This window comes from Pseudomonas sp. NDM (assembly GCF_003105095.1).
Lineage (GTDB): Bacteria > Pseudomonadota > Gammaproteobacteria > Pseudomonadales > Pseudomonadaceae > Aquipseudomonas > Aquipseudomonas moraviensis_A.
On the sequence record NZ_QETJ01000105.1, the window covers coordinates 1 to 17343 of the forward strand.

At 59.4% G+C, this 17343-nt stretch carries 18 protein-coding genes and 1 pseudogene; 14 read left to right on the forward strand and 5 right to left on the reverse strand.

The genetic code is table 11. The annotated features are described in order from the left end of the window. Positions 1-250 precede the first annotated feature (250 nt). From DCO47_RS18905 to DCO47_RS18925, 4 genes and pseudogenes are all read left to right on the forward strand, one after another. Positions 251-1654 (forward strand): annotated as a pseudogene (locus tag DCO47_RS18905) (phosphomannomutase/phosphoglucomutase); the annotation flags it as partial. A gap of 17 nt (positions 1655-1671) precedes the next feature. Further along, positions 1672-2577 carry an acetylglutamate kinase gene (gene argB / locus DCO47_RS18910; RefSeq protein ID WP_042608117.1) on the forward strand — a complete coding sequence of 302 codons (906 nt, stop codon included), beginning with the start codon at positions 1672-1674 and terminating at the stop codon, positions 2575-2577. A 439-nt stretch (positions 2578-3016) separates the two neighbouring features. Further along, positions 3017-3589, forward strand: coding sequence for a hypothetical protein (locus tag DCO47_RS18920; protein WP_042608116.1), 573 nt, complete (start codon positions 3017-3019; stop codon positions 3587-3589). Continuing rightward, on the forward strand, positions 3576-3959 hold the full coding sequence (locus tag DCO47_RS18925) for a hypothetical protein (RefSeq protein WP_116658670.1): 384 nt from the start codon (positions 3576-3578) through the stop codon (positions 3957-3959). Before DCO47_RS18920 ends, DCO47_RS18925 begins: the two co-directional genes overlap by 14 nt. A gap of 138 nt (positions 3960-4097) precedes the next feature. Here DCO47_RS18925 and pyrE read toward each other — a convergent pair whose 3' ends face one another. Further along, on the reverse strand, positions 4098-4742 hold the full coding sequence (gene pyrE / locus DCO47_RS18930; RefSeq protein WP_116658671.1) for an orotate phosphoribosyltransferase: 645 nt from the start codon (positions 4740-4742) through the stop codon (positions 4098-4100). An 82-nt stretch (positions 4743-4824) separates the two neighbouring features. Between pyrE and DCO47_RS18935 the strand changes: the two genes are divergently transcribed. Then, positions 4825-5604 (forward strand): exodeoxyribonuclease III, encoded by a 780-nt coding sequence (locus DCO47_RS18935; protein ID WP_016772543.1) that lies wholly within the window; start codon positions 4825-4827, stop codon positions 5602-5604. Positions 5605-5672: 68 nt separating this feature from the next. Here DCO47_RS18935 and gltS read toward each other — a convergent pair whose 3' ends face one another. The 3 genes from gltS to rph all read right to left on the reverse strand — a co-directional run bounded on the left by gltS (position 5673) and on the right by rph (position 8368). Further along, positions 5673-6881, reverse strand: a complete 1209-nt coding sequence (gene gltS, locus DCO47_RS18940; RefSeq protein WP_042608113.1) for a sodium/glutamate symporter — start codon at positions 6879-6881, stop codon at positions 5673-5675. Between the two features lie 370 nt (positions 6882-7251). Beyond that, the gene (locus tag DCO47_RS18945; RefSeq protein WP_016772541.1) at positions 7252-7620 is read right to left on the reverse strand and encodes a DUF4870 domain-containing protein; all 369 of its coding nucleotides are present in this window, start codon (positions 7618-7620) and stop codon (positions 7252-7254) included. A gap of 25 nt (positions 7621-7645) precedes the next feature. Continuing rightward, positions 7646-8368, reverse strand: coding sequence for a ribonuclease PH (rph, locus tag DCO47_RS18950; protein WP_027610407.1), 723 nt, complete (start codon positions 8366-8368; stop codon positions 7646-7648). A 268-nt stretch (positions 8369-8636) separates the two neighbouring features. Here rph and DCO47_RS18955 point away from each other — a divergent pair, with 268 nt between their 5' ends. The 6 genes from DCO47_RS18955 to DCO47_RS18980 all read left to right on the forward strand — a co-directional run bounded on the left by DCO47_RS18955 (position 8637) and on the right by DCO47_RS18980 (position 13940). After that, positions 8637-9500, forward strand: coding sequence for a YicC/YloC family endoribonuclease (locus DCO47_RS18955; RefSeq protein WP_116658672.1), 864 nt, complete (start codon positions 8637-8639; stop codon positions 9498-9500). Positions 9501-9512: 12 nt separating this feature from the next. After that, a complete protein-coding gene (gmk, locus tag DCO47_RS18960) occupies positions 9513-10133 on the forward strand; it encodes a guanylate kinase (RefSeq protein WP_042608112.1) in 621 nt (206 codons plus the stop codon). 168 nt (positions 10134-10301) lie between these two features. Next, a complete protein-coding gene (gene rpoZ / locus DCO47_RS18965) occupies positions 10302-10565 on the forward strand; it encodes a DNA-directed RNA polymerase subunit omega (protein ID WP_008030604.1) in 264 nt (87 codons plus the stop codon). A 57-nt stretch (positions 10566-10622) separates the two neighbouring features. Next, on the forward strand, positions 10623-12728 hold the full coding sequence (gene spoT, locus DCO47_RS18970) for a bifunctional GTP diphosphokinase/guanosine-3',5'-bis pyrophosphate 3'-pyrophosphohydrolase (protein ID WP_007920338.1): 2106 nt from the start codon (positions 10623-10625) through the stop codon (positions 12726-12728). Positions 12729-12752: 24 nt separating this feature from the next. Continuing rightward, positions 12753-13133: a RidA family protein gene (locus tag DCO47_RS18975; RefSeq protein ID WP_064365115.1), complete on the forward strand. Its 381-nt coding sequence runs from the start codon at positions 12753-12755 to the stop codon at positions 13131-13133. Positions 13134-13199: 66 nt separating this feature from the next. Then, positions 13200-13940: a hypothetical protein gene (locus DCO47_RS18980; protein ID WP_042608111.1), complete on the forward strand. Its 741-nt coding sequence runs from the start codon at positions 13200-13202 to the stop codon at positions 13938-13940. A 138-nt stretch (positions 13941-14078) separates the two neighbouring features. On the opposite strand, the gene DCO47_RS18990 is transcribed toward DCO47_RS18980, so the two are convergent. Continuing rightward, positions 14079-14936 (reverse strand): SDR family oxidoreductase, encoded by an 858-nt coding sequence (locus DCO47_RS18990; protein ID WP_116658673.1) that lies wholly within the window; start codon positions 14934-14936, stop codon positions 14079-14081. Positions 14937-15124: 188 nt separating this feature from the next. Between DCO47_RS18990 and exbB the strand changes: the two genes are divergently transcribed. From exbB to DCO47_RS19005, 3 genes are read left to right on the forward strand one after another with little or no spacing between them, the layout of a single operon-like run. Next, positions 15125-16078, forward strand: a complete 954-nt coding sequence (gene exbB / locus DCO47_RS18995) for a tonB-system energizer ExbB (RefSeq protein WP_024014803.1) — start codon at positions 15125-15127, stop codon at positions 16076-16078. Positions 16079-16084: 6 nt separating this feature from the next. Next, on the forward strand, positions 16085-16513 hold the full coding sequence (gene exbD, locus DCO47_RS19000) for a TonB system transport protein ExbD (protein ID WP_016772535.1): 429 nt from the start codon (positions 16085-16087) through the stop codon (positions 16511-16513). After that, positions 16510-17256, forward strand: coding sequence for an energy transducer TonB (locus DCO47_RS19005; RefSeq protein WP_042608108.1), 747 nt, complete (start codon positions 16510-16512; stop codon positions 17254-17256). Before exbD ends, DCO47_RS19005 begins: the two co-directional genes overlap by 4 nt. Positions 17257-17343 lie beyond the last annotated feature (87 nt).

Sequence of the window (17343 nt, forward strand, 5' to 3'; positions counted from 1 at the left end):
GACCCAAAATCTTGTGGGCGCTGCGCACCCAAGCGGGAGCAAGCTCCCTCGCCACAAAATTTGTGCAATGGGTGGCGCACGGTTAAGCGCACAAAATCAAGGTATTGCCGGTCGCAAGCCCGGTCAGCCGGGGCGTCATGGCCCTTTCATAGCACGAACTCTCTGTGGAAAACGCCGTCATACCCTTCAGTTTGAGCCTGCCGTCGAACATTTCGTCGGTCTGTCCCGCCCTTTTCGAGATGGAGCATGTCCACAGATGAGCACCCCCGCCAAGATCGCCCCGAAGCTGCCTGACAGCATTTTCCGCGCTTACGACATTCGTGGCACCGTGCCGGAATACCTCAACGGTGAAACCGCTTACTGGATCGGTCGCGCCATCGGCTCGCAAAGCCTGGCCCAGGGCGAACCGAACGTGTCGGTCGGTCGCGACGGCCGCCTGTCCGGCCCGGAACTGGTTGCGGAACTCATTCGCGGTATAGCCGAGAGCGGTTGCCACGTCAGCGATGTCGGTCTGGTACCGACGCCGGCGCTGTACTACGCCGCCAACGTGCTGGCCGGCAAGTCCGGGGTGATGCTCACCGGCAGCCACAACCCGTCCAACTACAACGGCTTCAAGATCGTGATCGCCGGCGACACCCTCGCCAACGAACAGATTCAAGTGCTGCATGAACGCATCAAGAACAACGATCTGAGCACTGGCCAGGGCAGCGTCACCCAAGTCGAAATCCTCGACCGCTACAACACCGAAATCGTCCAGGACATCAAACTGGCCCGGCGCCTGAAAGTCGTGGTCGACTGCGGTAACGGTGCGGCCGGCGTCATCGCTCCGCAGTTGATCGAAGCGCTGAACTGCGAAGTCATTCCGCTGTTCTGCGAAGTCGACGGCAACTTCCCGAACCATCACCCGGATCCGGGCAAACCGGAAAACCTCGTCGACCTGATCGCCAAGGTCAAAGAGACCAACGCTGATATCGGCCTGGCCTTCGACGGCGACGGCGACCGCGTGGGCGTGGTGACCAACACCGGCAGCATCGTTTACCCGGATCGTCTGCTGATGCTGTTCGCCCGCGATGTGGTGGCACGCAACCCGGACGCGGAGATCATCTTCGACGTCAAATGCACCCGTCGCCTGGTGCCGCTGATCAAGGAATACGGCGGTCGGCCGCTAATGTGGAAGACTGGTCACTCGTTGATCAAAAAGAAAATGAAACAATCCGGCGCGCTGTTGGCCGGCGAAATGAGCGGGCATATCTTCTTCAAGGAACGCTGGTTCGGTTTCGACGACGGGATCTACAGCGCCGCGCGTCTGCTGGAGATCCTCAGCAAGGAAAAATCTACCGCGGAAGAGCTGTTCGCGACCTTCCCGAACGATATTTCTACGCCGGAAATCAATATCCATGTGACCGAAGAGAGCAAATTCAGCATCATTGATGCACTGCACGACGCACAGTGGGGCGCAGGCGCCGACCTGACCACCATCGACGGCGTGCGGGTCGATTACGCCAAAGGCTGGGGCTTGGTGCGCGCGTCCAACACCACACCGGTGCTGGTGCTGCGCTTCGAGGCCGATGACGAGGCTGAATTGCAGCGCATCAAGGATGTGTTCCACGCCCAACTGAAACGCGTTGCACCTGATCTCCAACTACCGTTCTGATCCACCCGGAGCCCTGAATGACCCTCGAACGCGAAGCCGCCGCCAACACTGCCAAGGTCCTGTCCGAAGCGCTGCCTTACATCCGACGCTACGTCGGCAAGACCCTGGTGATCAAATACGGCGGCAACGCGATGGAAAGCGAGGAGCTGAAAACCGGCTTCGCCCGCGACATCGTGCTGATGAAAGCCGTGGGCATCAACCCGGTGGTCGTGCACGGCGGCGGCCCGCAGATCGGTAGTTTGCTCGAACGCCTGTCGATCGAAAGCCACTTCGTCGACGGCATGCGCGTCACCGACGCGGCGACCATGGACGTGGTGGAAATGGTCCTTGGCGGTCAGGTCAACAAGAGCATCGTCAACCTGATCAACCGCCATGGCGGCAGCGCCATCGGCCTGACCGGTAAAGATGCCGGGCTGATTCGCGCGAAGAAGCTCACCGTCTCCCGCCAGACCCCGGAAATGACCCAGCCGGAAATCATCGACATCGGCCACGTCGGCGAAGTCGTCGGCATCAACACCGAACTGCTGAACCTGCTGGTCAAGGGCAACTTCATCCCGGTGATTGCGCCGATCGGCGTGGGTGAAAACGGCGAGTCATACAACATCAATGCCGACCTGGTGGCGGGCAAGGTTGCCGAAGCGCTGAAAGCCGAAAAGCTGATGCTGCTGACCAACATCGCCGGCCTGATGGACAAGTCAGGCACCGTGTTGACCGGCCTGAGCACGCAGCAGGTCGATGACTTGATCGCTGATGGCACGATTTACGGCGGCATGCTGCCGAAGATCCGTTGTGCACTGGAAGCGGTTCAGGGTGGGGTTGGCAGTTCGTTGATCATCGACGGTCGTGTGCCGAACGCGATCCTGCTGGAAATCTTCACTGACACCGGCGTGGGTACGCTGATCAGCAATCGCAAACGTCCTTGATGGCTGATCGCTGAAAGCAAAAGATCGCAGCCTTCGGCAGTTCCTACAGGGATTTCGCACTTACGGAAATCCGCTTTTGCAGGAGCTGCCGCGGGCTGCGGTCTTTTTTGTGCGCGCAGGAAACGCCTTACTCCACACAGCGAAATGTCCGACATCCCCTCAGAACAAATCCCCCTAGGATCTTCCCTTCATCCAGTGGAGATCTTCCCATGCAAAAAGACAGCGTTCCTTACGGCAGTGACATTTCAGCAGGTACTTATGCCTGCGTGGACTGCGGCCGAGAGTATTCAGCCCCGTCACGAACATCGATGCCACCCTGCCCTGATTTCACCCAAGCCTCTCACCCTCTCAAGGGTTGGAAAGTGCTGCGTGGCCAGGGAGATGCGCCTCAGGATCCCTATCCAGCCGCCAGCGACAAATAAACCGGAGCGCCTGATCCATGCAGATCTCGTTCACGATCGACGCCGACGCTTTCGAGCAGGAACAGAAGGAACCGGTGAAGAAGACCTTGCGCATCGGCGACGCCGAAATCGCCCATGCGCTGGAGCGCATCGCCAAGGCCAGCCTGACCGAATACCTGAAAATGCTGGTCGAAGGCGGCATGCCCAGCCGGGCTGACGAAGCCAAACAGGATCGCCTGCTGTATCTGATCCAGAGTTACTTCGGGCAAACCCTGCCGACCGAATCGCAGATTTCGACGATCTTTCAACTGACCCAGAGCCAGAGCAAAACCCTGCTGAAGAACACCGTTTCGCGCTTTCGCAACCAGCTCGACGACATCCTGCAGCAGAGCATGCGCGCGGTGATCGAGTCCGCCGAACATGCGCAAAACGTGTTTCTGGTGGTAATCAGCTCGGACGTGATTCGTGATGAGTTGAATATGCTCATCACGCAAAACGAGCCGACCTTCAAACCCATCACCAAACGCAAGGGCAGCGCCGGGCAGTTCGAGATCAGCGAAGACTCCCACGCATTGCTCTGCGCCACGCTGGGTCTGAATGCCGTTCAGTGACATTGTTGCGGTCAGTGGCTTGCTGCTGACCCTGACCACGTTCATGTTCAACCTGGCGTGGCCGGCGCTCAATGAAGCGCTGGCGCAGGATGAATATCAAAAGGGTTCGCAGGCTCGAAAACGCAGTCGAGACAAGATTCTGGCCACTGTCTACTGGCGAGCATTGCCATTGACCTGTGCTTTTGTGGCGCTGTTTTACGTTAACTTGCCGGCGGCAGTCGGAATCGTGCGCAGCAGCACGCTGGATCTGTGGGATTTCGATGTGGATCGCACGCTGTACGTGATGGTGGTTGTCGCGCTGTTGGTGTTTGCGCTGGTCAATATGGGGCTCGCGCTGAGGCTGCTGATCAAATGGCGAAATCTGCGTTAATCATCAACAAAAAGACCCAATTCGAATGACTGAACTGGGTCTTTTTTATTGTGGGAGCGAGCCTGCTCGCGAAAGCGGTATTCGCCTCACATCGCTCAGTGTGACGGCCATTCGCGAGCAAGCTCGCTCCCACATTGGTCACACGCCAAATTGGGCGCGATAGGCTTCCACGGCTGGCAAGTGTTGTTTGAGCTGTGGATCGTCGGCGAGGAACTCCAACACTTGATTCAGCGACACGATGCTGATCACCGGAATGCCGAAGTCGCGCTCGACTTCCTGGATGGCCGACAGCTCGCCGTTGCCACGCTCCTGACGATTCAGCGCGATCAGCACGCCGGCGGCCCTGGCGCCGTCCTGGGAAGCGATGATCTGCATCACTTCGCGAATGGCGGTGCCGGCGGTGATCACGTCGTCGATGATCAAGACTTCGCCAGTCAGCGGTGCGCCGACCAGGCTGCCGCCCTCGCCGTGGGCCTTGGCTTCCTTGCGGTTGAAACACCATGGCAGATCACGGTCGTGATGTTCGGCCAGCGCAACGGCGGTAGTCGCCGCCAGTGGAATGCCTTTGTAGGCCGGGCCAAACAGAACGTCGAAGGGGATGCCGCTTTCGGCGATGGCCGCAGCGTAGAAACGCCCCAGTTGCGCCAGCGCCGAACCCGAGTTGAACAGGCCGGCGTTGAAGAAGTAGGGACTGGTGCGTCCGGACTTCAGGGTGAACTCACCGAAGCGCAAAACGCCGCGATCGATGGCAAAACGAATGAAATCGCGCTGATACGCTTGCATGAAAAAAACCCCAAATACCACGGATTTAGCTAATTAGCTTGACGCCGTGTATCATACACGCACGCGATTTTTGGGGCCATTTATGCGGATCATCAGTGTGAACGTCAATGGTATTCAGGCGGCAGTCGAGCGCGGTTTGCTCAGTTGGCTGCAAGCCCAGAATGCCGACGTCATCTGCCTGCAGGACACCCGTGCCTCCGCCTTTGAACTGGATGACCCAGCCTTCCAACTGGATGGCTACTTCCTTTATGCCTGCGATGCCGAAGTCCCTGCCCAAGGCGGCGTGGCTTTGTATTCGCGGTTGCAACCGAAGGCTGTCATCAGCGGTCTCGGTTTCGAGACGGCCGACCGCTACGGGCGCTACCTGCAAGCAGATTTCGACAAAGTCAGTATTGCCACCTTGCTGTTTCCCTCGGGGATGAACGGCGATGAGGACTTGAACCAGAAGTTCAAGCTCATGGACGATTTCGGCAAGTACCTGGACAAACAGCGACGCAAACGTCGCGAGTACATTTACTGTGGCTCGCTGTACGTAGCGCAGCAGAAACTCGACATCAAGAACTGGCGCGACAGCCAGCAGTCTCCTGGCTTCCTGGCGCCGGAACGCGCCTGGATGGACGAGATTGTCGGCAATATGGGCTATGTCGATGCGCTGCGCGAAGTCAGCCGTGAAGGCGACCAGTACAGCTGGTGGCCGGATAACGAACAGGCCGAGATGCTCAATCTGGGCTGGCGTTTCGATTACCAGATCCTGACCCCGGGCCTGCGTCGCTCGGTGCGCAGCGCACGCCTGCCGCGTCAGCCACGGTTCTCGCAGCACGCGCCATTGATCGTCGACTACGACTGGACGCTGACCATCTAAGCGTTTTATCGCAGCCAAAGAAAATGCCCGCATCGTGAGATGCGGGCATTTTTTATGCGCCGTGCTTCCTAAACCGCAGCGAAGAAAGGCAAGGTCAGGTACAGCTTGATCACGATGACGTTAACGATATCGATGAAGAACGCTCCTACCATCGGCACCACCAGAAACGCGATCTGCGAAGGCCCATACCGTTGCGTCACTGCTTGCATGTTGGCAATGGCCGTCGGCGTAGCACCCAGCCCAAAGCCGCAATGCCCCGCAGCAAGCACGGCAGCATCATAGTTGCTGCCCATTACCCGGAACGTTACAAAAATCGCGAACAGCGCCATGACCAGCGCCTGCACGGCCAGAATGATGAAGATCGGCAATGCCAACGCTGCCAGATCCCAAAGCTTCAGCGACATCAGCGCGATCGCCAGAAACAGGGATAGGCTGACATTGCCGAGCACAGAAACTTCACGCTCGAATACCTGATACAAGCCAAGCGCTGATAATCCGTTACGCAACACCACACCCACGAACAGCACACAGACAAATGTCGGCAACTCGAACGCAGTGCCGTGGAGCAAACCATTCAACAAGTTGCCAGCGAGCAGGCTGACGGCAATCAGCGCCAGTGTCTCGACGAAAGAAAAGGGCGTGATAGAACGTTCTTTGTTCGGCTGTTCAAAACCTCTTGGCAGTCGCGGTGCTTGCTGGGGACTGCAGCCCGGCACCTGCACACGCTTGATCAGCAACCGCGCAACGGGACCACCGATCAGACCACCCAGAACAAGACCGAACGTCGCCGAGGCCAGCGCCAGTTCCGAAGCCGAGGCCAGGCCGTATTTCTCGCTGAACACCGCGCCCCACGCGGCGCCCGTGCCGTGACCACCGGCAAGGGTGATCGAGCCCGTCAGCAAGCCCATCAAGGGATCAAGTCCGAGCAAAGTTGCCAACCCTATTCCCATGGCGTTTTGCACCACCAGCAAGCCAATGACTGCCAGCAGGAAGATGCCGACAATGCGCCCGCCTTTTTTCAGACTGGCAAGGTCGGCACTCAAGCCAATCGTGGCAAAGAACGCCAACATCAACGGTGTTTGCAATGAAGTATCGAAGCGGACTTCTATATCGAAAGTGCGCAATATCAACAGGAGCACGGCAACCACCAGGCCACCCGCTACCGGTTCAGGAATATTGTAACTTCGTAGAAAGCCGACACGCGTTACAAGTCCGCGCCCGAGAAGCAGCACTAATGAAGCGGCCACGAGCGTGCCGTAGAAATCGAGCTCAATCATGTGGATTATTCTTGGCTAAGTATTCACGAGGCGAGCATTTACCTGGGCCCGACGGGTGAACCGGCTGATTTTCTCAACACTGATTACTGGGGAGTTCAAGTGCCATCGATGGCTTGAACATATCGAAATGTTTCAATCGAAACATTACACCGGGCAACTTTAACAACCAGCTTGCGCGAATAACAAGGACCGGAATATACACTTGCCCGATCAGTTGTGACCAAAGATGTAATAGAGAAATATCAGTAAATAAATGCCAAGCCGCACATCGTTAACAGACTAGTCCTACAACAAAACCCAATTATTCAGTTGCACAAATAAAAATGCCCCGATAAGTCGGGGCATTTTCATATTGCGATACAACAGACTTTCACTTGATCAATCGCCAGGTGAACGGATATCTGTAGGGGAAACCTTCGTTGGCTTTGACACCTGCAATGATCGTCAGGACCAGCGCCGCAATCGCCAGCAAACCAAACAGGAAGAAACCGATGATCAGCAGCATGAGCAGGAAGCAGATCATTGAGGCAATCGCCACCGTGATCTGAAAATTCAGCGCCTCTTTGCCCTGCGCGTCGATGAAGGGGTCCTTCTCGCGCTTCATCTGCCAAAGGATCAGCGGCCCGATCAGATTGCCGAACGGAATCCAGATCCCCAGCAAGGCGGACAAGTGACAGAACATCGCCCACTGGCGAACCTCCTGGCTCGGTTTGGGCAGCAACTCTTGCTCATCACTCATCACATCCTCCTTGTGGTCAAGAACTTCAGTCGGCCAGTGCAGCCTTCTGCAATTCGAAGATCTCGTTCATGCCTTTCTTCGCCAGTTCCAGCATGGCGTTCAAGTCTTCAGGCTGGAACGGCGCGCCTTCGGCGGTGCCCTGCACTTCGATGAAACCACCGGTGCTGGTCATCACCACGTTCAGGTCGGTTTCGGCTGCGGAATCTTCAAGATAGTCCAGATCCAGCACCGGCTCGCCCTGGTACATGCCCACCGAGACCGCGCCGATCATTTGCTTGAGCGGATCGCCGCCTTTCAGGCCGCCGCGCTTCTTGATCACTTTCAGGGCATCGACCAGCGCAACCATGGCGCCGGTGATGGACGCAGTACGAGTACCGCCATCGGCCTGGATCACGTCGCAATCCACATACAGGGTCACGTCGCCGAGCTTGGACATATCCAGCGCCGCGCGCAGGGAGCGGCCGATCAGACGCTGGATTTCCAGAGTACGACCGCCCTGCTTGCCACGGCTGGCTTCACGCTGGTTACGCTCGCCGGTGGCGCGCGGCAGCATGCCGTACTCGGCAGTCAGCCAGCCCTGGCCCTGGCCTTTGAGGAAGCGTGGCACGCCGTTTTCGACGCTGACGGTGCAGATGACTTTGGTATCACCGAATTCGACCAGTACGGATCCCTCGGCGTGTTTGGTGTAGTTGCGGGTGATGCGGATCGAGCGGAGCTGATCGGCAGCGCGACCACTTGGACGTTTCATAGGGATACCTGTACTGAGGACGGAAAACTGCCGAGCATTATAGAGCGCTGCACCGCGAGTGGGCACTGGTTAAAACCGCCGGCCGACGACCGAAGCGCCTCAAGCGCGCATAACCGACGGGCTGCAGCGCTTTGTCACACCGTGTGTTTGGGCGCATTCGCCGCACTGCGCTACAATCCTGCGCCTTTGCTGCCAGTCGGCTTAAATTCATTGAAATCGCGCCTGCGAAACAGCGTTTCGCGCCGATCTGCATTGCGAGGTCACCGCCATGGTGCACAGCATGACCGCCTTCGCCCGCGTCGAGAAAGCCGGCGTTCAGGGCACCCTGAGCTGGGAACTGCGCTCGGTCAACAGCCGCTATCTGGAACCGCACCTGCGTTTGCCCGAATCATTTCGCGACCTCGAAGGCGCCGTGCGTGAAGCGCTGCGTCAGGGCCTGTCGCGAGGCAAACTGGAGTGCACGCTGCGCTTCACCGAAGAAAGCACCGGCAAGCCGCTGCAAGTCGACCGCGAGCGCGCCGCGCAACTGGTTGCCGCTGCGGAAACCGTGGCCGGGCTGATCAAGAATCCCGCTGCGCTGAATCCGCTGGAAGTGCTGGCCTGGCCCGGCGTGCTGGTGGCCGATGCGACCGACCCGCAAGCGCTGAACGCCGAAGCGCTGGCGCTGTTCAATCAGGGCTTGAAGGACTTGAAGGCTGGCCGCGAGCGCGAAGGCGCGGAGCTGGCGCGTTTGATCAATGATCGCCTGACTTCCATTGAAGAAGACGTCGTGACCCTGCGTGAACTGGTGCCGCAGATGCTCGCCACCCAGCGCCAGAAAGTCCTCGACCGCTTTGCCGACATGAATGCTGAGCTCGACCCGCAACGTCTGGAACAGGAAATGGTCATCCTCGCGCAAAAAAGCGACGTGGCCGAAGAACTGGATCGCCTGAGCACACACATCATCGAAGTTCGCCGGGTGCTCAAATCCGGTGGTGCCGCCGGGCGGCGTCTGGACTTCCTGATGCAGGAGCTCAACCGCGAGGCCAACACACTGGGCTCCAAAGCCTTCGACCCGCGCAGCACCCAGGCCGCCGTCAACCTCAAGGTGTTGATCGAGCAGATGCGCGAACAAGTGCAGAACATTGAGTAAGGCTACCCCGACATGACCCAACACACCGGCACCCTGTATATCATTTCCGCGCCATCGGGCGCGGGCAAGAGCAGTCTGGTCAAGGCGTTGACCGACGCCGATCCAGAGATCCGCGTTTCGGTCTCGCACACCACCCGCGCCATGCGTCCAGGTGAAGTGGACGGCGTGAATTACCACTTCGTGACCCGCGAAGAGTTCGTGAAAATGGGCGAGCACGGTGACTTCCTTGAACGCGCCGAGGTCTTCGGCAACTTCTACGGCACCTCGCAAAGCCGCCTGCAGCAGACCCTGGACGAAGGCCATGACCTGATTCTGGAAATCGACTGGCAAGGCGCCGAGCAAGTGCGCAAGCTGATGCCGCAAGCGCGCTCGATTTTCATTTTGCCGCCGTCGCTGGAAGCATTGCACCAGCGCCTGACCAACCGCGGCCAGGACAGCGACGAGATCATTGACGGCCGCATGCGCGAAGCGGTCAGCGAGATGAGCCACTATGTCGATTACGACTATCTGATCATCAATGACGATTTCGCCCACGCGCTGAACGATCTGAAGGCGATTTTCCGCGCCAATCAGCTGCAACAGAAACGCCAGCAAGTGCGTTTCGGCAAATTGCTGGCCGAACTGCTCGGTTAAAACAGCACTTCCCAAAATGCCTGCAAGCGCTTTACATTGGTGCTTGCAGCGCGTTGAAGGGTCTGGTCAAAAAATCAGCGCTTCCCTAATCGCTGGTGATTTTTTAAACTGCTCAGTCCGCTCGCCCAACCGGGCAGCGCGCATATTGCATTCGCTCCGAGGAATACCATGGCCCGCGTAACCGTTGAAGACTGCCTAGAACACGTGGAAAACCGCTTTGAGCTGGTCATGCTCTCTACCAAGCGTGCCCGTCAACTGGCCACCGGCGGCAAAGAGCCATTGGTGCAGTGGGAAAACGACAAGCCGACCGTTGTCGCGCTGCGTGAAATTGCTGAAGGCCTGATGAGCTACGAGTTCATCGCCGAGCAGGAAATCGTCCAGGATGAACCGCTGTTCGCAGCGTTCGAGGACGAGTCGAACGAGGCCGTCTAAGCCTATGCCTGGTCGACGTAGCACGGCGCGGGGTCACAGCTTTCGGCAGGAATCATCATGCCGAGCATAGACGCCCTCGCCGATCGCTTATCGACCTACCTCGGCAACGACCAGGTCAACCTGGTTCGCCGAGCGTATTTCTACGCCGAACAAGCCCATGACGGTCAACGCCGTCGCAGCGGCGAGGCGTATGTCACGCATCCTCTTGCCGTGGCGAATATTCTTGCCGACATGCACATGGATCATCAGAGCCTGATGGCCGCGATGCTGCATGACGTTATCGAAGACACCGGTATCGCCAAGGAAGCGCTGCAGGCGCAGTTCGGTGAAACCGTGGCGGAACTGGTCGACGGGGTCAGCAAACTGACCCAGATGAACTTCGAGACCAAGGCCGAAGCCCAGGCGGAAAACTTCCAGAAGATGGCCATGGCCATGGCGCGCGACATCCGGGTGATCCTGGTCAAGCTCGCCGACCGCCTGCACAACATGCGCACGCTGGAAGTGCTGTCCGGCGAAAAACGCCGGCGCATCGCCAAGGAAACCCTCGAGATCTATGCACCCATCGCCAACCGGCTGGGCATGCACGCGATCCGCATCGAGTTCGAAGACCTCGGCTTCAAGGCCATGCACCCGATGCGTTCCGCGCGGATCTACCAGGCGGTCAAACGCGCCCGGGGCAACCGCAAGGAAATCGTCAACAAGATCGAAGAATCCCTTGGCCACTGCCTCGCCATCGACGGCATCCAGGGCGAAGTCAGCGGTCGTCAGAAACACCTCTACGGCATCTACAAGAAAATGCGCGGCAAGCGTCGGGCCTTCAACGAGATCATGGACGTCTACGCGTTCCGGATCATCGTCGACAAGGTCGATACCTGCTACCGCGTGCTGGGTGCTGTGCATAATTTGTACAAGCCGCTGCCGGGGCGCTTCAAGGATTACATCGCTATCCCCAAGGCCAACGGCTATCAGTCGCTGCACACCACACTGTTCGGCATGCACGGCGTACCGATCGAGATCCAGATCCGCACCCGCGAAATGGAAGAGATGGCCAACAACGGCATCGCCGCCCATTGGCTGTACAAGTCCAGCGGTGACGAACAGCCCAAAGGCACCCACGCCCGCGCCCGCCAGTGGGTCAAAGGCGTGCTGGAAATGCAGCAACGCGCTGGCAACTCGCTGGAATTCATCGAAAGCGTGAAGATCGACCTGTTCCCGGACGAGGTCTACGTGTTCACGCCCAAAGGCCGGATCATGGAGCTGCCAAAAGGCTCCACGGCGGTCGATTTTGCCTACGCAGTGCACACCGACGTCGGCAACAGCTGCATTGCCTGCCGGATCAACCGTCGCCTCGCGCCGCTGTCCGAACCGCTGCAAAGCGGCTCCACGGTCGAGATCGTCAGCGCTCCCGGCGCCCGGCCGAACCCGGCGTGGCTCAACTTCGTGGTCACCGGCAAGGCGCGCACGCACATTCGCCATGCGCTTAAACTGCAACGCCGCTCCGAGTCCATCAGCCTCGGCGAGCGCTTGCTGAACAAGGTGCTCAACGGTTTCGACAGCTCCCTGGAAAAAATTCCGGCCGAGCGCGTGAAGGCGATGCTCACCGAGTACCGCCTCGAACTGATCGAAGACCTGCTCGAAGACATTGGCCTGGGCAACCGCATGGCCTACGTGGTCGCCCGCCGGCTGTTGGGCGAAGGCGAACAGTTGCCAAGTCCGGAAGGTCCGCTGGCGATTCGCGGTACCGAAGGTCTCGTGCTCAGCTACGCCAAGTGCTGCACGCCGATCCCGGGCGACCCGATCGTCGGCCACCTGTCGGCGGGCAAGGGCATGGTCGTGCACCTGGACAACTGCCGCAACATCAGCGAAATACGGCACAACCCGGAAAAATGCATCCAGCTCTCGTGGGCCAAGGATGTCACCGGCGAATTCAACGTCGAGCTGCGCGTCGAACTGGAACACCAGCGCGGCCTGATCGCCCTGCTGGCCAGCAGCGTCAACGCGGCCGACGGCAATATCGAGAAAATCAGCATGGACGAACGCGATGGTCGCATCAGCGTCGTGCAGTTGGTGGTCAGCGTCCACGACCGTGTGCACCTGGCCCGCGTGATCAAGAAACTGCGCGCCTTGACCGGGGTGATCCGCATCACCCGCATGCGTGCATAACCTGCCTATTACAAGGAGTCCTACATGACCAGAACCGTCATCACCAGCGACAAGGCCCCGGCCGCCATCGGTACTTACTCCCAGGCGATCAAGGCAGGCAATACCGTTTACATGTCGGGCCAGATCCCCCTGGACCCGAAAACCATGGAACTGGTCGAAGGCTTCGAAGCCCAGACCGTCCAGGTCTTCGAGAACCTCAAGGCCGTAGCCGAAGCCGCCGGCGGTTCGTTCAAGGACATCGTCAAACTGAACATTTTCCTCACCGACCTGAGCCACTTCGCCAAGGTCAACGAGATCATGGGCAAGTACTTCGACCAGCCCTACCCTGCCCGCGCCGCCATCGGCGTGGCCGCCCTGCCGAAGGGTGCGCAGGTTGAAATGGATGCCATTCTGGTCATCGAGTGATGCGCACGGCGCGGCTTTCAACGCCGCGCCGACTGCCGCAAGAAAAGGTTTTGAAAGGATTCCACCATGCGCAAAGCGCTAGCTCTCTCGCTGCTCGCCCTGTTCCTCGGCGGCTGCGCCAGCGACCCTGCCGACCGCGACATCAGCGGCACCTGGATCAACCAGGTGGCGATCGATGCCGCCGCCAAGGGCGGCCCTCTGCGCGAAGCGCTGCAGGCCTACGGCCCGAATCTGGAATGGGACGTCAACACCAAGGCCGGTCAGGCTCGCTACACCAACGGTTTTGAGAATGTCGAAGGACGGTTGCTGGGCCAAGAGTCCGGCGCCTGGAAAGTCGACTTCTATGGCAGCTCCGCCAGCGAACTGAAACGCGACGGCGGACGCCTGCAGCAAGCCGCCAGCGACAACGAACCCGAACAACTCTTTGATCGCGCACAGATCCCGGTGCCCGAAGGCGCCCCAATCGGTGCGAGCTTCGAACGCGCGCTGTATTCGGCGTACCTGGGCGGCAACTGGACCATCACCAGCGGTCAGGGTGAAGGCGGCACCGTGCAGTTCCAGGCTGACGGTCAGGTGACCGGCCTTCCGGGCGTTGACCGTTATGCCTTGTGCCTGGCCGGCGATTGCGCATCGATGAGCAATGGCAACGACAGCATGTGGCTGCAACTCAATGGCCAGGGTAATAACTGGATCTTTGTGCGCAAGGGCAAGGAACTGGAGATTCTGCAGGCAGTGAACGCTGCGCTGGCGGATGAGCAACCGCAGTTTGCCGCGGGTGAGCGCAAGTGGTTGCTGGAGAAGCAGTAACCCGCTTCTGAATTCACATAGAACCCATGTAGGAGTGAGCCTGCTCGCGATAGCGGTATGTCAGACACATTGATGTCGACTGACACAACGCTATCGCGAGCAGGCTCACTCCTACAGTTGTTTTGTGTTGTTAGAAAGTCAGCACTTACCTTCCAGGATCGCTGCATAGCCTTCGCGGTAGCTTGGGTACTTCGGTACCCAACCCAACGCTTTCGCCCGCGCATTGCTGCAACGCTTGCTGCCGGTGCGGCGCACGCTGGCGTCTTCCGCCCATTCAGTTACCCCCAGATATTCGCGCAACCAGCCCACCACCTCGGCCAATGGCGCCGGCGCATCGTCTACTCCGATGTAGAGCTGCTCCAGCTTGACGCCCTCGCGGTCTTTTTCCAGCAGAAACGCCAGCAACCCGGCCGCATCATCGGCATGAATCCGATTGCCATACAGCGGCGGCTCGACTGCCACGCGATAGCCGCGACGCACCTGGGTCAGCAGCCATTCACGGCCCGGGCCGTAAATGCCGGTCAGACGCAGTACGCTAGCGGGGATGCCGCTATCGAGCGCGACCTGCTCGGCTTCAAGCATCAAGCGCCCTGAGTAACCGGCAGCGACAGTCTCGGACGTCTCATCCACCCACGCTCCGTCCTGCTGGCCGTACACGCTGCTGCTGGACACGAAGATCAGTCGCTCGGGCACTTGCCCGTAGTCGCCCAGCCAGCTCAACACGTTCTGCAAACCCTGCACATAGGCCTTGCGATAACCCTCTTCATCGTGGTCGGTGGCCGCAGCGCAATACACCAGATAATCCAAAGCGCCCACCGGCCAGGTCGCCGGGCATTCTTCGTTGAACAGATCGCCGGCGACGCCAATGACCCCCTCCGGTAACTTGGAAACGTCCCGGCGCAAGCCATGAACCTGCCAGCCAGCCGCCAGCAATTGCGTGGCGAGACGACTGCCGACATCACCACAACCGGCAATCAAAACAGAAGGCGCGGACATCAGAAAACTCCCATCGGAAAGGCACAGACTAGCTCTGGCACAGGACGAACGGCTAGCAATGGTGGAAAAAAAGTTACTCTATTACTTTTGTTAACAAGAATTACTTGCAATAATGCACGCCACTTTTGTTCTCGGCCTCACGAGGCCTGGAAGAGCAATAACGTTTTTCTACCTCAGGTCCGGCCAGCATGACACGTAATCAAACTCCCGCTTCGCCAACCACTCGACCTCGCGCCTGGAGCGCTGTCGCGGCTCTGTTGCTCAGCCTGATGCTGGCACCGACCGCGGCCTTCGCCGACGCTCAAGCGCCAGCCACCCCAGCCGCCACCGAACAGAGCGCGCCCGCTGCCGCTCCGGCTGCACCCGCCGCCACCGATCCGGTGCAGGCTGTCGATGCGGCCGACGCACCTGAAGTCCTCGAAGCCGACAACACCTTGGGCATGGCCCACGACCTGTCGCCGTGGGGCATGTACCAGAACGCCGACATCATCGTGAAAATCGTGATGATCGGTCTGGCTATCGCTTCGATCATCACCTGGACCATCTGGATCGCCAAAGGCTTCGAGCTGATGGGCGCGAAGCGTCGTCTGCGAGGCGAAATCGCCGCACTGAAAAAAGCCACCACCCTCAAAGAAGCCAGCGCCACGGCCGGCAAGGAAGGCACCCTCGCCAACCTGCTGGTCCACGACGCTCTCGAAGAGATGCGCCTGTCGGTCAACAGCCGCGAGAAGGAAGGCATCAAGGAACGCGTCAGCTTCCGCCTCGAGCGCCTCGTCGCTGCCTGTGGCCGCAACATGAGCAGCGGCACCGGCGTTCTCGCCACCATCGGCTCCACTGCGCCGTTCGTCGGTCTGTTCGGTACCGTTTGGGGCATCATGAACTCGTTCATCGGCATCGCCAAAACCCAGACCACCAACCTCGCCGTTGTCGCACCTGGTATCGCTGAAGCGCTGCTGGCCACCGCACTGGGTCTGGTTGCGGCGATTCCTGCAGTGGTGATCTACAACGTCTTCGCCCGTTCCATCGCCGGTTACAAGGCGCAGGTCTCCGATGCCTCGGCAGAAGTCCTGCTGCTGGTCAGCCGCGATCTCGACCACCAGCCTGAGCGCAGCTCGCAGCCGCACATGGTTAAAGTGGGGTAATCGGCCATGGGCCTGCATTTGAAAGAAGGCGCAGACGACGATCTGGCCGAGAACCACGAAATCAACGTCACGCCGTTCATCGACGTGATGCTGGTGCTGTTGATCATCTTCATGGTGGCTGCTCCATTGGCCACTGTGGACATCAAAGTCGATCTGCCCGCCTCGACCGCCAAACCGGCGCCGCGGCCAGAGAAACCGGTGTTTCTCAGTGTGAAAGCGGACCAGCGCCTGTTCCTCGGCGACGACGAAGTGAAGGCCGAAACCCTCGGCGCCACCCTCGACGCCAAGACCCAGGGCAAGAAAGACACCACCATCTTTTTCCAGGCCGATAAAGGCGTGGATTACGGTGACCTGATGAGCGTGATGGACAGCCTGCGCGCCGCCGGTTACCTGAAGGTTGGTCTGGTCGGTCTCGAGACGGCAGCCAAGAAATGATCACGACGCGCCATAAGCTGACGCGTTACAGCGGTAGCCTGGCCGTGGTGCTGGGCGTGCACGCGCTGGCCATCGCGCTGGCGCTGAACTGGACCGCTCGCCCGCCCATCGAATTGCCGCCGCAGGCAATGATGGTCGAGCTGGCTCCGTTGCCCGCCCCGCCACCGCCGGCTCCGCCGAAAGTCGTCACACCGCCGCAGCCACCGGCTCCGGTTGAAGAGTTACCGATTCCGAAACTGGCTGAAGCACCGAAAGCGGAAATCGCGGTACCCAAACCCAAGCCGAAGCCCAAGCCAAAACCGCCGAAGCCGGTCGAGAAGAAGCTGCCCGAGCCGCCGAAGGAGAAACCTTCCGAGGAGAAGCCGGCCGACACTCAACCGACCCAGGCACCAACGGAGAAATCAGCCCAGCCCGCACCCGGCCCATCGCCTGCTCAATTGGCAGCCAAGGCCAGTTGGCAAGGCACCCTGCTCGCGCATTTGCAGAAGTACAAGAAGTACCCGCAAAGTGCACAGTCGCGTGGCAAGGAAGGTTTGAATCGTCTGCGCTTCGTGGTCGATGGCGAAGGTAATGTGCTGTCGTTCGAACTGGTAGGCCGCTCCGGCAACGCTGATCTGGACCGGGCCACCCTGGACATGATCCGCCGCGCTCAACCGCTGCCCAAGCCGCCAGCCGACATGCTCAACAATGGCTCGATCGAAATCGTTGCGCCGTTTGTTTATTCGCTCGAACGCCGCCGCTAAGGCAACGCAAAACCCTGTAGGAGTGAGCCTGCTCGCGATAGCGTAGTGTCAGACGATGATTTTCTGACTGACACACCGCTATCGCGA

Bases quoted from the DNA above. Each gene is read 5' to 3' on its own strand.
- DCO47_RS18990 (WP_116658673.1), bottom strand. From the start codon at position 14,936: ATGTCCGCGCCTTCTGTTTTGATTGCCGGTTGTGGTGATGTCGGCAGT.
- spoT (WP_007920338.1), top strand. From the start codon at position 10,623: ATGCCGAGCATAGACGCCCTCGCCGATCGCTTATCGACCTACCTCGGC.
- DCO47_RS18935 (WP_016772543.1), top strand. From the start codon at position 4,825: ATGCGGATCATCAGTGTGAACGTCAATGGTATTCAGGCGGCAGTCGAG.
- DCO47_RS18925 (WP_116658670.1), top strand. From the start codon at position 3,576: ATGCCGTTCAGTGACATTGTTGCGGTCAGTGGCTTGCTGCTGACCCTG.
- pyrE (WP_116658671.1), bottom strand. From the start codon at position 4,742: ATGCAAGCGTATCAGCGCGATTTCATTCGTTTTGCCATCGATCGCGGC.
- DCO47_RS18975 (WP_064365115.1), top strand. From the start codon at position 12,753: ATGACCAGAACCGTCATCACCAGCGACAAGGCCCCGGCCGCCATCGGT.
- gltS (WP_042608113.1), bottom strand. From the start codon at position 6,881: ATGATTGAGCTCGATTTCTACGGCACGCTCGTGGCCGCTTCATTAGTG.
- DCO47_RS18945 (WP_016772541.1), bottom strand. From the start codon at position 7,620: ATGAGTGATGAGCAAGAGTTGCTGCCCAAACCGAGCCAGGAGGTTCGC.
- argB (WP_042608117.1), top strand. From the start codon at position 1,672: ATGACCCTCGAACGCGAAGCCGCCGCCAACACTGCCAAGGTCCTGTCC.
- gmk (WP_042608112.1), top strand. From the start codon at position 9,513: ATGACCCAACACACCGGCACCCTGTATATCATTTCCGCGCCATCGGGC.
- exbD (WP_016772535.1), top strand. From the start codon at position 16,085: ATGGGCCTGCATTTGAAAGAAGGCGCAGACGACGATCTGGCCGAGAAC.
- DCO47_RS18980 (WP_042608111.1), top strand. From the start codon at position 13,200: ATGCGCAAAGCGCTAGCTCTCTCGCTGCTCGCCCTGTTCCTCGGCGGC.
- rph (WP_027610407.1), bottom strand. From the start codon at position 8,368: ATGAAACGTCCAAGTGGTCGCGCTGCCGATCAGCTCCGCTCGATCCGC.
- DCO47_RS19005 (WP_042608108.1), top strand. From the start codon at position 16,510: ATGATCACGACGCGCCATAAGCTGACGCGTTACAGCGGTAGCCTGGCC.
- DCO47_RS18920 (WP_042608116.1), top strand. From the start codon at position 3,017: ATGCAGATCTCGTTCACGATCGACGCCGACGCTTTCGAGCAGGAACAG.
- rpoZ (WP_008030604.1), top strand. From the start codon at position 10,302: ATGGCCCGCGTAACCGTTGAAGACTGCCTAGAACACGTGGAAAACCGC.
- DCO47_RS18955 (WP_116658672.1), top strand. From the start codon at position 8,637: ATGGTGCACAGCATGACCGCCTTCGCCCGCGTCGAGAAAGCCGGCGTT.
- exbB (WP_024014803.1), top strand. From the start codon at position 15,125: ATGACACGTAATCAAACTCCCGCTTCGCCAACCACTCGACCTCGCGCC.